At 67.1% G+C, this 16,929-nt stretch carries 15 protein-coding genes, 1 tRNA gene and 2 pseudogenes; 7 read left to right on the forward strand and 11 right to left on the reverse strand.

Features of this window, described 5'->3' with window-relative positions:
* Positions 1-308 (forward strand): annotated as a pseudogene (locus A5708_RS19745) (alpha/beta hydrolase); the annotation flags it as partial.
* Here A5708_RS19745 and A5708_RS19750 read toward each other — a convergent pair.
* Positions 284-793: pseudogene (locus A5708_RS19750) on the reverse strand (alpha/beta hydrolase); the annotation flags it as partial. The pseudogenes A5708_RS19745 and A5708_RS19750 sit on opposite strands and share 25 nt — an antisense overlap.
* A 186-nt stretch (positions 794-979) precedes the next feature.
* On the opposite strand from A5708_RS19750, the gene A5708_RS19755 reads away from it, so the two are divergent.
* Positions 980-1,053 (forward strand) — tRNA-Arg (locus A5708_RS19755).
* Between the two features lie 174 nt (positions 1,054-1,227).
* Here A5708_RS19755 and A5708_RS19760 read toward each other — a convergent pair.
* Positions 1,228-1,536, reverse strand: coding sequence for a hypothetical protein (locus tag A5708_RS19760; protein WP_065030241.1), 309 nt, complete (start codon positions 1,534-1,536; stop codon positions 1,228-1,230).
* An 835-nt stretch (positions 1,537-2,371) separates the two neighbouring features.
* Here A5708_RS19760 and A5708_RS19765 point away from each other — a divergent pair.
* On the forward strand, positions 2,372-3,055 hold the full coding sequence (locus A5708_RS19765; protein ID WP_269199400.1) for a cutinase family protein: 684 nt from the start codon (positions 2,372-2,374) through the stop codon (positions 3,053-3,055).
* A 110-nt stretch (positions 3,056-3,165) separates the two neighbouring features.
* Here A5708_RS19765 and A5708_RS19770 read toward each other — a convergent pair whose 3' ends face one another.
* Positions 3,166-3,456, reverse strand: coding sequence for a hypothetical protein (locus A5708_RS19770; RefSeq protein ID WP_155766088.1), 291 nt, complete (start codon positions 3,454-3,456; stop codon positions 3,166-3,168).
* 372 nt (positions 3,457-3,828) lie between these two features.
* Here A5708_RS19770 and A5708_RS19775 point away from each other — a divergent pair, with 372 nt between their 5' ends.
* Positions 3,829-4,239 (forward strand): hypothetical protein, encoded by a 411-nt coding sequence (locus A5708_RS19775; RefSeq protein ID WP_065030244.1) that lies wholly within the window; start codon positions 3,829-3,831, stop codon positions 4,237-4,239.
* A gap of 440 nt (positions 4,240-4,679) precedes the next feature.
* Entirely contained in the window at positions 4,680-5,450 is a 771-nt protein-coding gene (locus tag A5708_RS19780; protein WP_065030245.1) for an enoyl-CoA hydratase, read from the forward strand.
* Between the two features lie 72 nt (positions 5,451-5,522).
* Here A5708_RS19780 and A5708_RS19785 read toward each other — a convergent pair whose 3' ends face one another.
* The 8 genes from A5708_RS19785 to A5708_RS19820 form a co-directional block, all read right to left on the reverse strand.
* Entirely contained in the window at positions 5,523-6,692 is a 1,170-nt protein-coding gene (locus A5708_RS19785; RefSeq protein ID WP_065030246.1) for a dihydrolipoamide acetyltransferase family protein, read from the reverse strand.
* Positions 6,689-7,744: a 3-methyl-2-oxobutanoate dehydrogenase subunit beta gene (bkdB, locus tag A5708_RS19790; protein ID WP_065030247.1), complete on the reverse strand. Its 1,056-nt coding sequence runs from the start codon at positions 7,742-7,744 to the stop codon at positions 6,689-6,691. The genes A5708_RS19785 and bkdB overlap by 4 nt, the downstream gene beginning before the upstream one ends.
* Before the next feature lie 9 nt (positions 7,745-7,753).
* Positions 7,754-8,827 (reverse strand): pyruvate dehydrogenase (acetyl-transferring) E1 component subunit alpha, encoded by a 1,074-nt coding sequence (pdhA, locus tag A5708_RS19795; protein ID WP_196772691.1) that lies wholly within the window; start codon positions 8,825-8,827, stop codon positions 7,754-7,756.
* Positions 8,828-9,072: 245 nt separating this feature from the next.
* The gene (locus A5708_RS19800) at positions 9,073-9,894 is read right to left on the reverse strand and encodes an HpcH/HpaI aldolase/citrate lyase family protein (RefSeq protein ID WP_065030249.1); all 822 of its coding nucleotides are present in this window, start codon (positions 9,892-9,894) and stop codon (positions 9,073-9,075) included.
* Positions 9,891-10,394, reverse strand: a complete 504-nt coding sequence (locus tag A5708_RS19805) for a MaoC family dehydratase (protein WP_065030250.1) — start codon at positions 10,392-10,394, stop codon at positions 9,891-9,893. The genes A5708_RS19800 and A5708_RS19805 overlap by 4 nt, the downstream gene beginning before the upstream one ends.
* Entirely contained in the window at positions 10,391-11,557 is a 1,167-nt protein-coding gene (locus A5708_RS19810) for an acyl-CoA dehydrogenase family protein (RefSeq protein ID WP_065030251.1), read from the reverse strand. Before A5708_RS19810 ends, A5708_RS19805 begins: the two co-directional genes overlap by 4 nt.
* A complete protein-coding gene (locus A5708_RS19815) occupies positions 11,554-13,569 on the reverse strand; it encodes an acetyl-CoA carboxylase biotin carboxylase subunit (RefSeq protein ID WP_065030252.1) in 2,016 nt (671 codons plus the stop codon). The genes A5708_RS19810 and A5708_RS19815 overlap by 4 nt, the downstream gene beginning before the upstream one ends.
* 5 nt (positions 13,570-13,574) lie before the next feature.
* Positions 13,575-15,161 (reverse strand): carboxyl transferase domain-containing protein, encoded by a 1,587-nt coding sequence (locus tag A5708_RS19820; protein ID WP_065030255.1) that lies wholly within the window; start codon positions 15,159-15,161, stop codon positions 13,575-13,577.
* A 197-nt stretch (positions 15,162-15,358) separates the two neighbouring features.
* Between A5708_RS19820 and A5708_RS19825 the strand changes: the two genes are divergently transcribed.
* Both A5708_RS19825 and A5708_RS19830 read left to right on the forward strand, forming a co-directional pair.
* Positions 15,359-16,030, forward strand: coding sequence for a TetR/AcrR family transcriptional regulator (locus A5708_RS19825; RefSeq protein WP_065030253.1), 672 nt, complete (start codon positions 15,359-15,361; stop codon positions 16,028-16,030).
* A 49-nt stretch (positions 16,031-16,079) separates the two neighbouring features.
* Complete coding sequence (locus A5708_RS19830; RefSeq protein ID WP_081293025.1) at positions 16,080-16,856, forward strand: MmpS family transport accessory protein; 777 nt, start codon at positions 16,080-16,082, stop codon at positions 16,854-16,856.
* Positions 16,857-16,929: the final 73 nt, after the last annotated feature.

A 16,929-nucleotide genomic window follows, 5' to 3' on the forward strand; every position in this document is an offset into this window, starting at 1 on the left:
ACGGCCCGAGCACACGCGACCACTTGCTCGACATCTGGCGACGCGACGACCTGGCCCCCGGGTGCCGGGCGCCGGTGCTGATCCAGGTGCCGGGTGGGGCGTGGACGCTGAACGGCCGGCGCCCGCAGGCCTACACGCTGATGAGCCGAATGGTTCAACTCGGCTGGATCTGCGTCTCGATCGACTACAGCAAGAGCCCGCGCGCCACCTTCCCCGCGCACCTGATCGACGTGAAAAGGGCAATTGCCTGGGTGCGGGAGAACATCGCCGACTACGGCGGCGACCCCGACTTCATCGCGATCACCGGCGCCCGGCACCCGGGGGCCAGGTCGTCGCGTCGCCAGATGTCGAGCAAGTGGTCGCGTGTGCTCGGGCCGTAGGAGATGTCGGAAGTCTGCGCGGCGTACCGGCGGTGCGGCCCGGGGCGACCCAACAGGCCTCCGCGCGGGGCGCACAGCGCCCCGACGGCGGCGGGGTGACACACCCGCTCACGGAACTCGGGGCCGAAGGCCTCCTCCAGCGCCGTGGTGAGGGTCTTGTCCGCCCGCTGGGCGGCCAGCGTCTTGCCGACCCGGCCGACGGACGGGTGCGCGACCCGCGACAGCGCGTGCCCGGTCAGGACGTGCGGGGGGAACTCGGTGAACAGCCAACCGGCCAAGCAGCCCAGCGCGAACGGCCCGCCGCGTAGCACCAGGTTGCCGAGCTGATAGACGTCCCGGGCTTCGGCCGCCAGGCGTGCCGCCTGGGCGCCCGCCCACCCGCAGGGCGAAGACTGATTTCTGGCCACGCTCATTGCAACGTCACCTCTCGACGTTATGCACACGCATCGTCGCGGTTAACGGCCGATGGCCGGCCGGTTTTGTACGTGTGTCGAGGGTCCTCACGATAACCGATAAACGTGGCGCGGGAAGGGTTTTCACGCGCGTCGCGGCGCGGGTCGGATCACCGAGGTTCGGTTGGATAGACTGACCTGCGCATTGCCTCCGTAGCTCAGGTGGATAGAGCAAGGGCCTTCTAATCCCTAGGTCGCACGTTCGAGTCGTGCCGGGGGCACCGGGCTCGCGTAATGACGTCGCTTGATCCTTCGTACTGCCACAGCCGAGGAAGTAGAGAGCCGAACGCCTAGGTAGTCGCTATCGGCGACTACCTAGGCGTTCGTGTGGTGGACCGACGACCACGCGCCGAACGGCGGCCGAGGATTCGTCGATCACGTATTGCTTGGCGGTACTAGACCTCGATCGTCTGGCTGACGTAGTTCTCCCAGGTGGCGATCTGGCCCGCGTCGATGAGAAGGCTTTGGTAATCCGGGTCGGCGCTGAGGCTTTGCTGGATCCGGCCGTAGGTGGCCCAGTCTTCGGCTGTTGTCATCAAGCCGATGGCGTTGGTGCCCTGACCTCCGATCATGTTCACCAGCGCGGTGACATTCTCCGCGCCGTGTTTGCGGGCAAGCCCGGTCGCTCGCTTCAGCTGCTTCTGAACGTCGTCCCAGCCGACCCCCGGGTTGGGATGGACGATCGTGGTAGCGATGATGGTCATGGCTGAACCTTTCGCTAGAGGGGCGGGACCTCAATAGTTTCCGGCGCGTCAGATCGAGCCGTCTAGAGTAGCCGGCTACGTCATTTCTGCGGACGCGCGCAAAGGATTGCCTACGGCCACCGCGAGTGCCCCGCGAGAAGTTTGGGGCATCTGTTGTCCGAGGTTTTAACCGGCCGTGTTCGGGAACAGTGGTGGATAGTGACAAAACGCGGCGTAGCTGCTATCGCAGCCGGGCACGCGCTTTACTGAGTGGGGAAACCAAGCGGGATGTTGTCTAGTACCAATAGAAGTTCTACAAGCATATTCAGGCAAAAACAAGCGGCAATGGCCTCCTGTCTGAATCCGCGGCACAAATACATTCAAGAGTGTCCTGAATGCAATTCGATTCACGAAACGCAGAATCAGGACGACGAGTATTGCGTTCGCTGCAAAGAGAACAGAACGGATCCTGTTTGCCAATAGTCGTAGGGCGTGAGGAAAGTCGTGTCTGACGGTGTTCGTCCGGACTGGCAAGGAAGTTAGCGGAGAACCCCTTCAGACCATGCGCTCCGGCCACTGGAGGTCGTCGCGCAGATTTCGACGCCGTCGGTATCGTTCGGACATCGAGAACCGTTGCGACCATGACGGCTCGCGGTAATGACGAGAGCCATGGAAACCTTTCATATCAATTCGCCGAGCCATGCATTCCCGCCGCGTCGGCGACGCCCGGAAATACCCGGGCGCGCTGCAACAGGATCAGCGGAGCCGAGAAAGCGGCACGGGCCGGCGGGTCCGGCGGAGGCAGGGCGTTGAATTAGGCGGTGTCTTTCCGGCCTCGATGTGTCAGCATTGGAGCGTGAACGCACGCCGATTAACGCGTTTGCTGGGTGTCGCGGCGATGACGACCTGGACGACGCTGCTGTGCCCACAGATTTCCGCATCAGCCGCACCGTGTCCCGACGTCGAGGTGACGTTCGCCCGCGGCACCGCCGAGCCGCCCGGCGTCGGCGGCGTCGGCCAAGCATTCATCGACTCGCTGCGTTCCCAGATCGGGGGCCGGTCGCTCGGGGTGTATGCGGTCAACTACCCCGCCGGCGAGGATTTCGCCCCGTCAGCGTCGGCCGGCGCCGGCGACGCCCACGCTCACGTTCAGTCCATGGTGGCGAACTGCCCCAACACCAAATTGGTGCTCGGCGGCTATTCGCAGGGCGCGATGGTGATCGATCTGATCACCATCGCCCAGGCCTCGATCGCGGGCTTGAATCCTCAGATCCTGACGGCGGACGAGGCCGACCATGTCGCGGCGCTGGCTCTGTTCGGGAATCCGTCGGCCCGGTATCTCGGGGCACCGGTGAGTGTGGTCAGCCCGTGGTACGGCGCGAAGGCCATCGACCTGTGTGCGCCCGGCGATCCGGTGTGCACTCCGGGCGGACCCCTGGCGCTGCCGTCGCACGACGAGATGTTCTCGGCGGCGGACCTGTCCTACCAGGGGTCCGGAATGCCCGGTCAGGCCGCCACTTTCGTGGCCGGCCACCTCTGAGTCCCCCGCAGGCATCAACGGCTGGTGGCGCTCGTTCGGTCTTGCCCGGTTGAACGGCCCACGCGCCTTCGACCCGACCGAAACGCGCTGCGCTACTTAATCTATCGAGGCTACGACGCCGGAGCATACTGCCACACCAACTCACGACTTCCCGTCGACGCCGGGCTGCACGACAACGTGAGGCCGGTTGCGTCGTGCGTGGCCACGTCTGGAACGGAACAATGCCGGCCGGCCAGCGGTCGATCGAGGCAGGCGACGCCGACACCAAGGCCGATCAGTCCGGCCGTCGCGACGGAGACCAGCATCAGCCGGGCGTATCCGATTCGTTGATTGCGGGTCCGCGCATACGCCCGGTGCGCCATGATCCCGGACCGTGTCGTCCTGTACCCCGTTGTCCGCATGAGGTGCTCCTTGCGTCGATGCCCAGTGGGATGCTCGTTCGAGCTGACATGAGCTTGCGGAGCGCGACTTGGCGGATCCTCAACGGATCCTTGGGCCCGGCCGTCAGACCGGAGCCCCGCAACGTCACGCCGGTGAGGCAGGTCACGGCCCATATTGGCGGGTCGCCATGCAGGGCCGGTAATCGCTTACTCGGAACCGCCAGTAATGCATTCGCGTTGTTTACATACTTTTTGACGAACCCGCAAAAGTAGAAGTCAATGCCAAAAGTTTGCGGTTTAATCGTTCCGGGAACATGCGTGTCAAAACGAGCAGATGACGCTTACGGGGAGATCATTACTTAGAGCGTCTTCTCTTCGAGGGGTTGGCGATATATGGCGTCGAATGACTGGCAGCCGGTGGTGCGCGTCGGGGAGCCGAGGTTCATAGCTGGTGTTGGGAATCGAATCAAAGTCGAAGTCAAGACGAGGGGCTGGTTGAGCCGCGACTGGCGGTGTTACTTCGGAACACAGGTCTCTCAGCAACAACTCGATGCCCGATATTCTTCCTATCCTTGTTGGGACGAAGTCCAGCGCATCGAGGGCTCGTGCGCTGAACACGACGCGGAGCGGTACATCGAAATGATCGATGCCGCAATCCATTACGCCAACACGAGACTGCGTAGCGATGCGTTGCCGGAAGCCATTCTGCAGGGCGCACGCATCGAGCGGCGGGGGTGCGCGGTGCGTGAGCGCCAGGCCGAACTCGATGAGCTAGCGAGGAAGTTAGCGAAACCGGAGCTGTAGCGGCTCCGGGCAAATCTCGACGGCTCGACCGCGCCGGCGCGCGACGTGGGCGCCCCACCGGTTTGCCGACGCCTCACCACGCGTTTTGCCAGGTCGGCCCGGGTGTTTACCCCGAAGACATAAATGCGGCAGATAACGATTCTATAAACACAGCATTACTTGTAGATTCCGATATCCGCCGCACCGGCCGCAAACATTGCCGTGTTTGCGCTACCAGCCGGTAACTACATGAGGCGTTCGTGAATGGCGGGCCGGTCGATATGCCGGGGGCGCCGACGTGCAATGCCCGCCTTTTCCTGCTGGATCTCGGTAAGCACGCTCACACCGCCCAATCCCACCCGGATGGCGCGAAGTACTCTTACCTCGCCCGTGACGCTGCCGCCGGTGGACCGGTGAGGTCGGGCGGATCCACACCCGATACGCGAAGCCGGAGGTGCCCGATGGCCCAGTCCGAACCGATCCTCTACGACGTCACCGGCCGCGTCGCGCTCATCACCGTCAACGATCCCGATCGCCGCAACGCGATAACGGCCGAATCGTCCGGATACCTGCGCGAGGCCGTCCAGCGGGCCGAAGCCGACCCCGATGTGCACGCCGTCGTGATCACCGGGGCCGGCAAGGCGTTCTGCGCGGGCGCCGATCTCAGCGCCCTCGGCGCTGCCGGCGGCGGCGCGGCCGAAACGGGCCTGCAGCAGCTTTATGACGGTTTCATGGCCGTCGGCAGTTGCCGGCTGCCCACCATCGCGGCGGTCAACGGCGCCGCGGTGGGCGCCGGCCTGAATCTGGCCCTGGCGGCCGACGTGCGGATCGCCGGACCCGCCGCCTTGTTCGATGCGCGATTCCAGAAGCTGGGGCTTCACCCCGGCGGGGGTGCGACGTGGATGCTGCAGCGCGCGGTCGGCCCGCAGGTCGCCCGGGCGGCCCTGCTGTTCGGCATGCGCTTCGACGCCGACGCCGCCGTGCGGCACGGCTTGGCCTTGAGCGTGGCCGACGATCCGCTCGCCGCGGCCCTGGAACTCGCCGCCGGCCCGGCGGCGGCTCCGCGCGAAGTGGTGCTGGCGACCAAGGCCACCATGCGCGCCACCGTCAGTCCGGGGTCGCTGGACAACGAGCAACACCAGCTCGCGATGCGCGCCGAGCTCGGGCCGCAGTCCTATTCCATCCAATCACCGGAGTTCGCACAGCGTTTGGCCGCGGCACAACGCCGGTAGGCATTCCCGCACGCGCGCAGGTTGGGATCGGTGGCGCGGCGTGCCCGTACCGCCGCAGTTCCGACGCGAAAGCTACAGATCCAGTAGCGCGGTTTCGGGCGACTCGATCAGATCCCGGAGTTCACCGACGAATTGGGCGGCCTGGGCGCCGTCGGCGATGCGATGGTCGAACACACAAGTCAACGACATCGTCGGGCGCACGACGATCTCCGGGCCCCGCACGACGGGCCGCGGCCTGATCGCACCCATACCGAGGATGGCGGCTTCGGGATGGTTGATCACCGGAATGCCGTCGTCCACGCCCAGCGCTCCGAAATTCGTCACGGTGAACGTCGAGCCGCGCAGCTCCCCCGGCGCCAGGCTGCCCGCACGCGCACCTGCGATCAATTCGGCTGCACGGCCGGCCAATTCACGAGTGGTCTTGACGTGGGCGTCGGTGATGACCGGGACCAGCAGCCCACGTTCGGTGGCCGTGGCGATGCCGAGGTGCACCCGGTGGTCGACGCGCACCTGCGGCCCCTGCGGGGAGTCGACCCAGGTCGAGTTCAACAACTCGTTGTGGCGCAACGCGATGACCACCAAGCGCAACACGAGAACGAACGGCGCGATCGTCCCCTCCGCCGGCCGGAACCGGTCGGATAGCCGGACCAGCTCGGCGCAATCGACCTCGACACCGACCTTCGCCGCAGGAATCTCCTTGTGCGACAGCGTCATTTTCTCCGCCATCCGGGCCTGCACGCCCCGGACCGGCCGGACGTCAACGCCGTTGCCGTTCCCGCGAGCCGCCGACAGCACGTCCTCCCGGGTGATGATGGCGCCGGCGCCGTGCTGCACCGCGTTGAGGTCCACCATCAGCTCCTTGGCCAGCTTGCGCACCGGCGGGGCGGCGAGAGGGCGGGTGGTGCGCCGGCTGGCGTCGATGCCGGAGTCGGCGCCATAACCGACCAGCGTGGGCACCTCGGTTTCGGCCGACGGTAGGTCACCGCCCGATGACGCCGTGTCGATCCGCAGCAGCACCGCCCCCACGTCGATCACATCGCCTTCGGCGCCGTTCGTTTCGACGATCCGCCCGGCGTACGGGCTCGGGATCTCCACTTCTGCCTTGGCGGTCTCCACAGTGCACAACACCTGGTTGAGCTCGACGTCGTCACCAACCGCCACGTGCCACTGGGTCACCGTGACTTCTTCCAGTCCCTCGCCGAGGTCGGGGACCCGAAACGACTTGACCCGGTTGTCGCTCATGGCTGCGCCAACACGCGCTCGACGCAATCCAGCAGCCGGTCGGGCCCGGGCAGCCACCACTTCTCCAGCCGCGACGGCGGGTACGGGGTGTCAAACCCGCACGCTCGCAAGACCGGGGCCTCCAGCTCGTAGAACAACTCCTCTTGAATTCGGGCGGCCAGACCCGCTCCATACCCTAGGCTGCGCGGGCCCTCGTGCATCACCACGCAGCGTCCGGTCCGGTGGATCGACGAGGCGACGGTATCGAAATCCAGCGGCACCAGGGACCGCAGATCGATGACCTCCAGGCTCCAATTACGTTGCCGCTGAGCCTCTTCAGCCGCACCGATCGCGGTGCTGACCAGGCTGCCGTATGTCACGACGGTCACGTGGGTGCCCGGCCGGCGCACCATCGCCCGCCCGATCGGCGGTTCGGGACGGGTGACGTCGACCAGGCCGCGACCCTGATACCGGCGCTTGGGCTCCAAATACATGACCGGGTCCGGGCAGCTGATCGCGTGACGCAGCAGCCAGTACGCATCCGCCGGGCTGGACGGCACCACCACCTTCAAGCCGGCGGTGTGGGCCCAGTACGACTCGGTGGAGTCCGAATGATGTTCGGCGGCACCGATTCCCCCGAACGACGGGATGCGCACCGTCACCGGCATGTTGATCTCTCCGCGGGTGCGGGTGCGGTACTTCGCCAGGTGGCTGACCACCTGATCGAAAGCCGGATACGAAAACCCGTCGAACTGAATCTCGGGTACCGGCACGAAGCCGCGCAGCGCCAGCCCCACCGCGATCCCGATGATGGCGGACTCCGCCAGGGGCGTGTCGAAGCAGCGGCTCTCGCCGAACGCCGAGGCCAGTCCCTCGGTAACCCGGAACACCCCGCCCTCGACCGAGACGTCCTCGCCGAATACCAGCACCCGGTCGTCGGCGGCCATCGCGTCGTGCAGGGCGCGGTTGAGCGCCTGCACCATGGTCAACGACTGCGCGCCCAGCGCGACGTCCTGCACTGCCGCGGTGAGTGTTTCGTCGTGGCCGGCCGGGCGATCAGCGAGCTGAGTCATGGATGCCTCTCAATCACTTCGGTCGAGTTCGGCCCGCAGCTGCCGCCGCTGCTCCTGCAGTCCCGGGGTGATCTCCGCGTAGACCGACGTGAACACCTCGTCGATGTCGAAATCGGGTGCGTCGAACACCGCGTCGCGCAATTCGGCCCGCATCCGCTTCGCGCGGGCGGCAACCCGTTCCTCCAGCCGTTCCGACCACAGGCCCTGGCCTTGCAGGTAGCTGCGGTACCGCGCGATCGGTTCCAGCGCGGACCAGTGGTCGACTTCGTCTTGCGTCCGGTAGCGACTCGGGTCATCGGACGTGGTGTGCGGGGCCAGGCGGTAGGTGACCGCCTCGATCAACGTGGGGCCGCCGCCGCCGCGGGCCCGGGCGGCCGCCTCGGCCGTCACCGCATAGCAAGCCAACACGTCGTTGCCGTCGACCCGGATTCCGGGCATCCCGTAGCCAATTGCCTTGTGCGCCAGCGACGGTGCCGCGGTCTGCTTGGATATCGGCATCGAGATCGCCCAATGGTTGTTCTGCACGAAGAACACACACGGGGTGGTGAACACCGCCGCGAAATTCAGCGCCTCGTGCACGTCTCCCACGCTGGTGGCGCCGTCGCCGAGGAACGCCATCGTCACCGAATCCTCGCCCAGGCGTTGGGCAGCCATCGCCGCCCCCACCGCGTGCAGGGTCTGGGTGCCGATCGGAATCGACAGCGGCGCGCAGCATTTCTTAGTGAAGTCCAGGCCACCATGCCAGGTTCCGCGCCACGCGGCCCCCACGTGTCCGGGCGGGATGCCGCGCACCAAAAATGCTCCGAGTTCCCGGTATTGGGGAAACAACCAGTCCGTCTTGCGCAGGCACGCCACGGCACCGACCTGAGCGGCTTCCTGACCGTGGCAGGAGGCAAACAGCCCCAGCTCGCCTTGCCGCTTGAGGTTGACGAATTCGCCGTCCAGCTCGCGGGTGACCACCATCATCTCGTAGAGCCAGCTCAGCGTCTCCGCGGGAAGCTCACGGCTGTAGCGGTCTTCGGGCGTCGGTGAGCCATCGGGCCCGACGAGCTGCACCGGCTCGAGATCGACAGTCATCGGCATCGAAGACACTGCGCCACACCGCCTCCCTCGCCGAGGTGCCGCGTGGCACGGTGAGCCACAGCGGATCCCGGCACACGCTCAGCCGAGACCTACCGCGAGCGGAGTTCAATCGCCAGTTACACGAAAGGCTTCGCTCGCCGCGACACTGACGTACTCACCATTATGCGCTCAAATGAAAAGAGACCGCGCTGATTGCGATGACGGCGCAGCGTGTCGCGCTTCGCCGCGGCTGGCCCGTCCGGGTTTCACTCGGGGACGGTCTCACCCGCCCTGCGCAACGTCATCTGCGCGTGCTTGAGCACCGGCGAGTCGACCATCTGTCCCTCGAACGCGAAGACCCCGCGCTCGGAGCGCGCCGCCGTCAGCACCCGTCGTGCCCAGTCCAGCCGTTCCTCGCTGGGGCGATACGCCTCGCGTACCACCGCGACCTGGCTCGGGTGGATACACACCGTTCCGGCGAAGCCCAGCGCGACGGCGTCCTCGGCCTCGTCCCGCAGGCCGTCGAGGTCCCGGATGTCCAGGTGCACCGCGTCCAGCGCAACCCGACCGAAGGTGGACGCCGTAAGCAGGGCCGTCGACCGGACGTGATGAGCGACGTCGCGGTAGCTGCCGTCGGCCTTGCGGCTGGAGCTACCGCCGAGCGTGGCGACCAGATCCTCGGCGCCCCACATCAGCGCCACGGTGCCCTGTGCCGCCGCGATTTCGGTGGCGAACACCGCACCGCGCGGCGTCTCCAGCAACGCGATCACATCGCGCGGCGCCAGCGCCGTCACCTGGGCTGCCGATTCGGTCTTGGACAGCATCACCGTCGTGTACGCGGTGCCGGCCAGGGCCTCGAGGTCAAGAGCATATTCCGCGGTATCGGCCGCGTTGATCCGCACCACGGTGCGCTCGGGGTCCAGCGGCGTCTCCCGCAGCGCCTTGCGCGCCGCGGGCTTGTCCGCCTCGGCCACGCCGTCCTCGAGGTCGAGGATCACCACATCGGCGGCAGCCGCGGCCTTGGCGAAACGTTCGGGACGGTCGGCCGGGCAGAACAACCAACCGGGACCGGCGGCTTGCAGGTTCACGTGGTCTCCTCGCCGCTCGGGCGCTTCTGCACCAGCGTGGTGCGCACGGCACGCGCGACGACGTCGCCGTGCTGGTTGCGCCCCGTGTGCTCGAGGGTGACGATGCCTTCGCCGGGCCGGCTCTTCGATTCGCGCTTGCCCGTGCACACCGTCTCCGCGTACAGGGTGTCGCCGTGGAACACCGGCTTGGGGAAGGACACCTCCGAGAAGCCCAGGTTGGCGACGATGGTGCCGAGTGTCAGCTGCGACACCGACAGGCCGACCAGCGTGGAGAGGGTGAACATGGAGTTCACCAGCCGCTCGCCCCGAAAGCCGGGCTGCTCGGCGGCCCACGCCGCGTCGAGATGCAGCGACTGGGTGTTCATGGTGAGCGTCGTGAACATGACGTTGTCGGCTTCGGTGACCGTCCGGCCGGGCCGGTGCAGGTAGGTGATGCCGATTTCGAATTCCTCAAACCACAAGCCGCGCTGGATAACTGACTTGCCGACCTGTTCCGTCACGACAGTCCCAGCGATCGCGCGATCAGCATCAACTGCACTTCGGTTGTCCCTTCACCGATTTCGAGGATCTTGCTGTCGCGGTAGTGCCGCGCCACCGGATATTCGTTCATGAAGCCGTAGCCCCCGTGGATCTGGGTCGCGTCGCGGGCGTTGTCCATCGCCGCTTCCGAGGCGATCATCTTCGCGATTGCCGCCTCCTTCTTGAAGGGCTTGCCCGCCAGCATCTTTGCCGCCGCATCGTAGTATGCGGTACGCGCCACGTGGGCACGCGCCTCCATCCGCGCGATCTTGAAGCTGATCGCCTGGTAGGCGCCGATCGGCTGGCCGAACGCCTGGCGTTCCTTGGCGTACTTGACGCTTTCGTCGACGCAGCCCTGCGCCGCCCCGGTCGCCAGCGCGGCGATCGCGATGCGGCCCTCGTCCAGGATCGACAGGAAGCCCGAGTAGCCGGTGCCGCGCGCACCCAGCAGGTTCTCCTCCGGGACGCGGGCGTCGTCGAAGCTCAGCGGGTGGGTGTCCGACGCGTTCCAGCCGACCTTGCTGTACACCGGTTCGACGGTGAATCCCGGTGTGCCGCTGGGCACGATGATCGAGGAGATCTCCTTCTTGCCGTTCGCGGCGGTTCCGGTGACGGCGGTGACCGTGACCAGCGAGGTGATGTCGGTGCCGGAGTTGGTGATGAATTGCTTGCTGCCGTTGATCACCCAGTCGCCATTGTCGGGCCGGGCGGTGGTGCGGGTTCCCCCGGCATCCGAGCCCGCCCCGGGTTCGGTGAGCCCGAAACCGGCGAGCGCGCGGCCGGCGGTCAGGTCCGGCAGCCACTTCTGCTTTTGGTCTTCGGTGCCGAACCGGTAAATGGGCATCGCGCCGAGGCTGGCGCCGGCCTCCAGGGTGATCGCCACCGATTGGTCGACCTTGCCGAGTTCCTCGAGCACCAGCGACAGCGCGAAGTAGTCGCCGCCCATGCCGCCGTACTCCTCGGGGAAGGGCAGGCCGAACAGGCCCATCTCCCCCATCTTCGCCACGACTTCGTACGGGAAGCTGTGCTCCTCATCGTGTTTGGCCGACACCGGAGCGACCACGGTGCGCGCGAACTCGGCGACCGTGTCGCGTAGGTCCTGGTACTCCTTGGGTAGCGCCCCCGCGGTGATGGATGTGGTCATGATGCGTCCTTACTCGAATCGGCTGCCGCGCTGGACTCTTCGGGCACCAGCCTGGCCAGCACCTGGTCCACCGTCACCTGATCACCGACGGAGACCAGCACCTCCACCTGTCCGGAAACCGGTGCGGCGAGCGAATGTTCCATTTTCATCGCCTCGACGACGACCACCACGTCGCCCTCGGAAACGTCGGTGCCCGAGGATGCCTGAACCGCGATCACGCTGCCGGGCATCGGGCTGACGATCTCGGCCCGCTGTGCGCCCGCGGTGCGGTGGATCTTGTTCTCCTCGGCCTCACGCAAGTGCCAGGTTCCTCGCTCGTCGGCAATCCACAGGTGTCGGTCGGCCTCGGCCCAGCGGTAGTCCCGGCGCACCCCGTCCAGTGTCACGCTCATCTGCGTAGACTCGACTTGCACTGCGGCGGACAACGTTTCACCGTCGCCGACCTGCACCGTGGCCTCCTCGGGCAACCCCCGCACCGAGACCGTCTCACTGCGCAGTGGGGTCCGCATGTCGGTGCGGACCGGGGCCGGGCTGCCCCCGACCCGCCAGCCCGTCGGCGCCGCCCAGGGGTCGCCCGCGAAGCGGCGCGCCCGCAAGGCCAGGGCCGATTGCCGGTAAAGGCCGGCCGCCGCGAGCACGTCATCGGGGGCCGGCAGCGGGGCGAAGTCCGCCAGCCGCTCGTCCAGCAGCGCGGTGTCCAGGTCGCCGGCCTGCACCCGCTCGTCGGCGAGCAGGAATCGGAGGAACTCGATGTTGGTCTGGATGCCCAGGATCGCGGTCCGGCTCAGTGCGCGGTCGAGTTTCGCCAGCGCCTCGGCGCGGTCGCCCCCGTGCGCGATCACCTTGCTCAGCATCGGGTCGTAATCGCTGCCGACCAGCGTGCCCGGCAGCAGCGAGGAGTCAACCCGCACACCGTCACCGGACGGCTCGGACACCTGCAGCACCCGTCCACCGGTCGGCAGGAAGCCCCGCGCCGGATCCTCGGCGTACACCCGGGCCTCGATGGCGTGGCCGCGCAGGTCGATGTCGTCCTGGGCGAATCCCAGCTTCTCGCCGGCGGCCACCCGCAGCTGCCACTCGACCAGATCCAGCCCGGTGACCGCCTCGGTGACCGGATGCTCGACCTGCAGGCGGGTGTTCATCTCCATGAAGAAGAACTCGTCGGGCCGGTCCGCGGAGACGATGAACTCGACGGTGCCCGCGCCGACGTAGTCGACGCTGCGCGCGGTGTTGCAGGCGGCCGCCCCGATGCGCGCCCGTGTCGCCTCGTCGAGCAGCGGCGACGGCGCCTCCTCGATCACCTTCTGGTGACGGCGCTGCAGGCTGCACTCACGCTCGCCGAGGTGCAGGATGTTGCCGTGCGTGTCGGCGAGCACCTGAACCTCGATGTGCCTGGGCCGCAACACAAATCGTTCCAGGAAAAGGGTGTCGTCGCCAAAGGATGAGGCGGCCTCGCGCCGCGCGCCCACCAACGCTTCGCGCAGCTTGCCCGGTTCTTCCACCAGCCGCATGCCCTTGCCGCCGCCGCCCGCCGACGGCTTGATCAGCACCGGGTATCCGACCTCGTCCGCGGCCGCGACGAGCTCGTCGTCGCTCAACCCGGGCTTGGCGACACCGGGAACCACGGGGACGTCGAAGGCGGCCACAGCGTTCTTGGCGGTGATCTTGTCGCCCATCACCTGGATCGCACGGGCCGGCGGGCCCAGGAACACCACCCCGGCCCGCTCGCACGCCGCGGCGAAATCGGCGTTCTCGGAAAGGAATCCGTAGCCGGGGTGGATCGCTTGAGATCCGGTGCGTACGGCCGCCCCGACCACCTTGTCGATGTTCAGGTAGCTCTCGCGCGCCGCGGCGGGTCCCAGCCGCACCGCTTCGTCGGCCTCGATCACGTGCCGCGCGCCGTCGTCGGGGTCGCTGTAGACGGCGACCGAGCGGATACCCAGCCGGCGCAGGGTCCGGATCACGCGCACCGCGATCTCGCCGCGGTTGGCCACTAACACGGTTTCGAACACTGCACTCACATCCGAAAGACGCCGTAGGAGACGGGCTCCAGCGGTGCTTGGGCGCACACCGAAAGAGCCAGCCCGACAAAGGTTCTGGTATCAGCGGGGTCGATGATCCCGTCGTCCCACAGCCGGGCCGTGGAGTAGTAGGGGTTGCCCTGACTTTCGTACTGGTCGCGAATGGGCGCCTTGAACGCCTCTTCCTCGTCGGCCGACCATGGTTTGCCCGCGCCGGCGAGTTGCTCGCCGCGCACGGTGGCCAGCACCGACGCGGCCTGTTCGCCGCCCATCACCGAGATGCGGGCGTTGGGCCACATCCACAGGAAGCGCGGCGAATACGCCCGGCCACACATCGAATAGTTGCCCGCTCCATAGGATCCGCCGATCACCACGGTCAGCTTGGGCACCCGCGCACAGGCGACGGCGGTCACCATCTTGGCGCCGTGCTTGGCAATGCCGCCAGCCTCGTAGTCGCGGCCGACCATGAAGCCGGCGATGTTCTGCAAGAACAGCAGCGGGATCTTGCGCTTGTCGCACAGCTCGATGAAATGCGCACCCTTCAAAGCGGATTCGCTGAAGAGCACGCCGTTGTTGGCCACGATGCCCACCGGGTGGCCGTGAATGTGGGCGAACGCGGTCACCAGCGTCTTGCCGTAATTAGCCTTGAATTCGCTGAACTCACCACCGTCGACCAGCCGCACGATCACCTCGTGCACGTCGTAGGGCACCCGCGGGTCGGGTGGCACCACGTCGTAGAGCTCCGTCTGGGCGCGCGTGGGCGCGACCGGACGCCGCACCTCCCACGGGCTGGGCTCGCGCGGGCCGAACGTGGCCGCGATCGCGCGGACGATCCGCAGGGCGTGCTCGTCGTCTTCGGCGAGGTGGTCGGTGACACCGGAGACCCGGGAATGCAGGTCGCCGCCGCCGAGGTCTTCGGCCGACACGATCTCCCCGGTCGCGGCCTTGACCAGCGGCGGGCCCCCCAAAAAGATCGTCCCCTGCTCGCGCACGATGACGGCCTCGTCGCTCATGGCGGGCACGTAGGCGCCGCCGGCCGTGCACGAACCGAGCACGGCGGCCACTTGCGGAATCTCCCTGGCGCTCATAGTCGCCTGGTTGTAGAAGATGCGGCCGAAGTGCTCGCGGTCGGGGAAGACCTCGTCCTGCCGGGGCAGAAACGCGCCGCCGGAGTCCACCAGGTAGATGCACGGAAGCCGATTCTGCAGTGCCACCTCTTGGGCGCGCAGATGCTTCTTGACCGTCATCGGGTAGTAGGTGCCGCCCTTGACCGTCGCGTCGTTGGCGACGATCACGCACTCGCGATCCGACACCCGCCCGACGCCGGTGATGATCCCGGCTCCAGGAGATTCGTCGCCGTACATGCCGTCCGCGGCCAGCGGGGAGAGCTCAAGAAACGGGCTGCCCGGGTCGAGCAGGCGGTCCACCCGTTCGCGGGGCAGGAGTTTGCCGCGGCTGACGTGGCGTTCCCGTGCGCGTTCGTTTCCGCCCAATGCCGCCGCCGCGAGCTTGGCGTTCAACTCGCCCACCAGCCGGCGGTGCTCATCGGAGAACGACGCCTCGGCCTTGGCGGGTGAGGTCACCACGTTGTCCATCGCCGCAGCAGCCTCCTTGCCGTCGTGCGGTCGGGCATCTTTGAGTTAATGCTCATTAACTCAAAGGCCGAGAATACCATTGCCGCCGTCGCCGGTCCAGGGAGGACCACGGTCGGCGCAAAGCGCGAGTTAATCGCCAATAACTCGTGCTACGTTAGGGCCAGTTGACCAGACGGAGGTCCGTCATGACAGCGTCCGCCTCCGAGGGCCCGGCCGGTCCCCCCGACGCTCGAAATCGCCGGAGCCAGTTGAAGTCCGACCGCCGGCTACAACTGCTGTCCGCAGCCGAGCGGTTGTTCGCCGAGCGCGGATTCCTCGCGGTGCGGCTGGAGGACATCGGTGCGGCCGCCGGGGTCAGCGGTCCGGCCATCTACCGGCATTTTCCGAACAAGGAGTCACTGCTGGTCGAGTTGCTGGTGGGCATCAGCACGCGGCTGCTCGCCGGCGCCCGGCAGGTGCAGACCGACGGCACCGACGCGGCCGCAGCCCTGGACGGGCTGATCGACTTCCATCTGGACTTCGTGTTCAACGAGCCCGACCTGATTCGCATCCAGGATCGCGACCTCGCGTACCTGCCCGCGGCCGCCGAAAAGCAGGTGCGCAAATCCCAGCGTCAATACGTCGAGGTCTGGGTGGGGGTGCTGCGGGAGCTGAACCCCGAGCTGGCCGAGGCCGATGCCCGGCTGGCCGCGCACGCCGTGTTCGGTCTGCTGAATTCGACACCGCACAGCATGAAGTCCCCGGATACTTCGCGCAGCAAGACCGTCCGCGCGGCGAGGTCGCGCGCCGTCATGCGGGCAATGACGGTGGCCGCGCTCGCGGCCGGAAATTCAGTGCCGCTGAGCAGCCCGTCGTAAGGTGACTCAGGGTTTTAACATCGAGCCCAGGTACCCTGCAAGCCATGAGGTGGACATGAACGATTCACGTCCCACCGAGCGGTTTCCTACATCGCAGCCGGGGCCACAGCAACCGAGGTATGCGCCGCCCGCCGATCCCGCGTACGCCGACCAGATGCCCTACGCGCAGAGCTATGGCGGGGCACCGTCACCCTGGGCGGCCACCCCGAACGAGACGAACACCACCAAGCAGCTCCCGGCATACTGGCAGCAGAATCTGCCCCCGTCGGGCGACCTACCGACCGACCTGGCTCCCCCGCCGCCCGACGGCCCGAAATCGTCGCGATGGTTGTGGCTCGGCGCCGGCGCGGCGGTATTGCTGGTCGTCGCATTGGTGATTGCCCTGGTACTGGCGAACGACGCGATCAAGACCCAGACCGCCGTCCCGCCGTTGCCGGCGATGCCGGAGCCGACCCCGGAAACGACGTCGACGTCGCCGCACCGGTCGCCGTCGCTCATCCCGGCGCCGATACCGCCGACCAGCGGCCCCGAGCTGCCGCCCGAGACGACCGCGCCGGCCACGATGCAAGACGTCGTTTACACCGTCTCGGGTGAGGGTCGCGCGATCAGCATCATGTACATCGACACCGGCGGGCTGATCCAGACCGAATTCAACGTCGCGCTGCCGTGGAGCAAGCAGGTCAGCCTGTCGAAGTCGGCCAATCACCCGCCCAACGTCACGGTCGTCAACATCGGCCACAGCGTCACCTGCACACTCACCGTCGACGGGGTTCAGGTCAGCAAGCGCGTCGGCGGCGGCCTGACGATCTGCGACGCTCGCGGCTAGCTGTACCCGGCAGGGACGTTGGTGACAGTCGGCTCATTGGGGGGTGTCCTCCGATGGCTGAGTGGCGTCGTTG

The sequence above is a fragment of the Mycobacterium colombiense genome (assembly GCF_001672755.1).
In the GTDB taxonomy this organism is placed as follows: domain Bacteria; phylum Actinomycetota; class Actinomycetes; order Mycobacteriales; family Mycobacteriaceae; genus Mycobacterium; species Mycobacterium colombiense_C.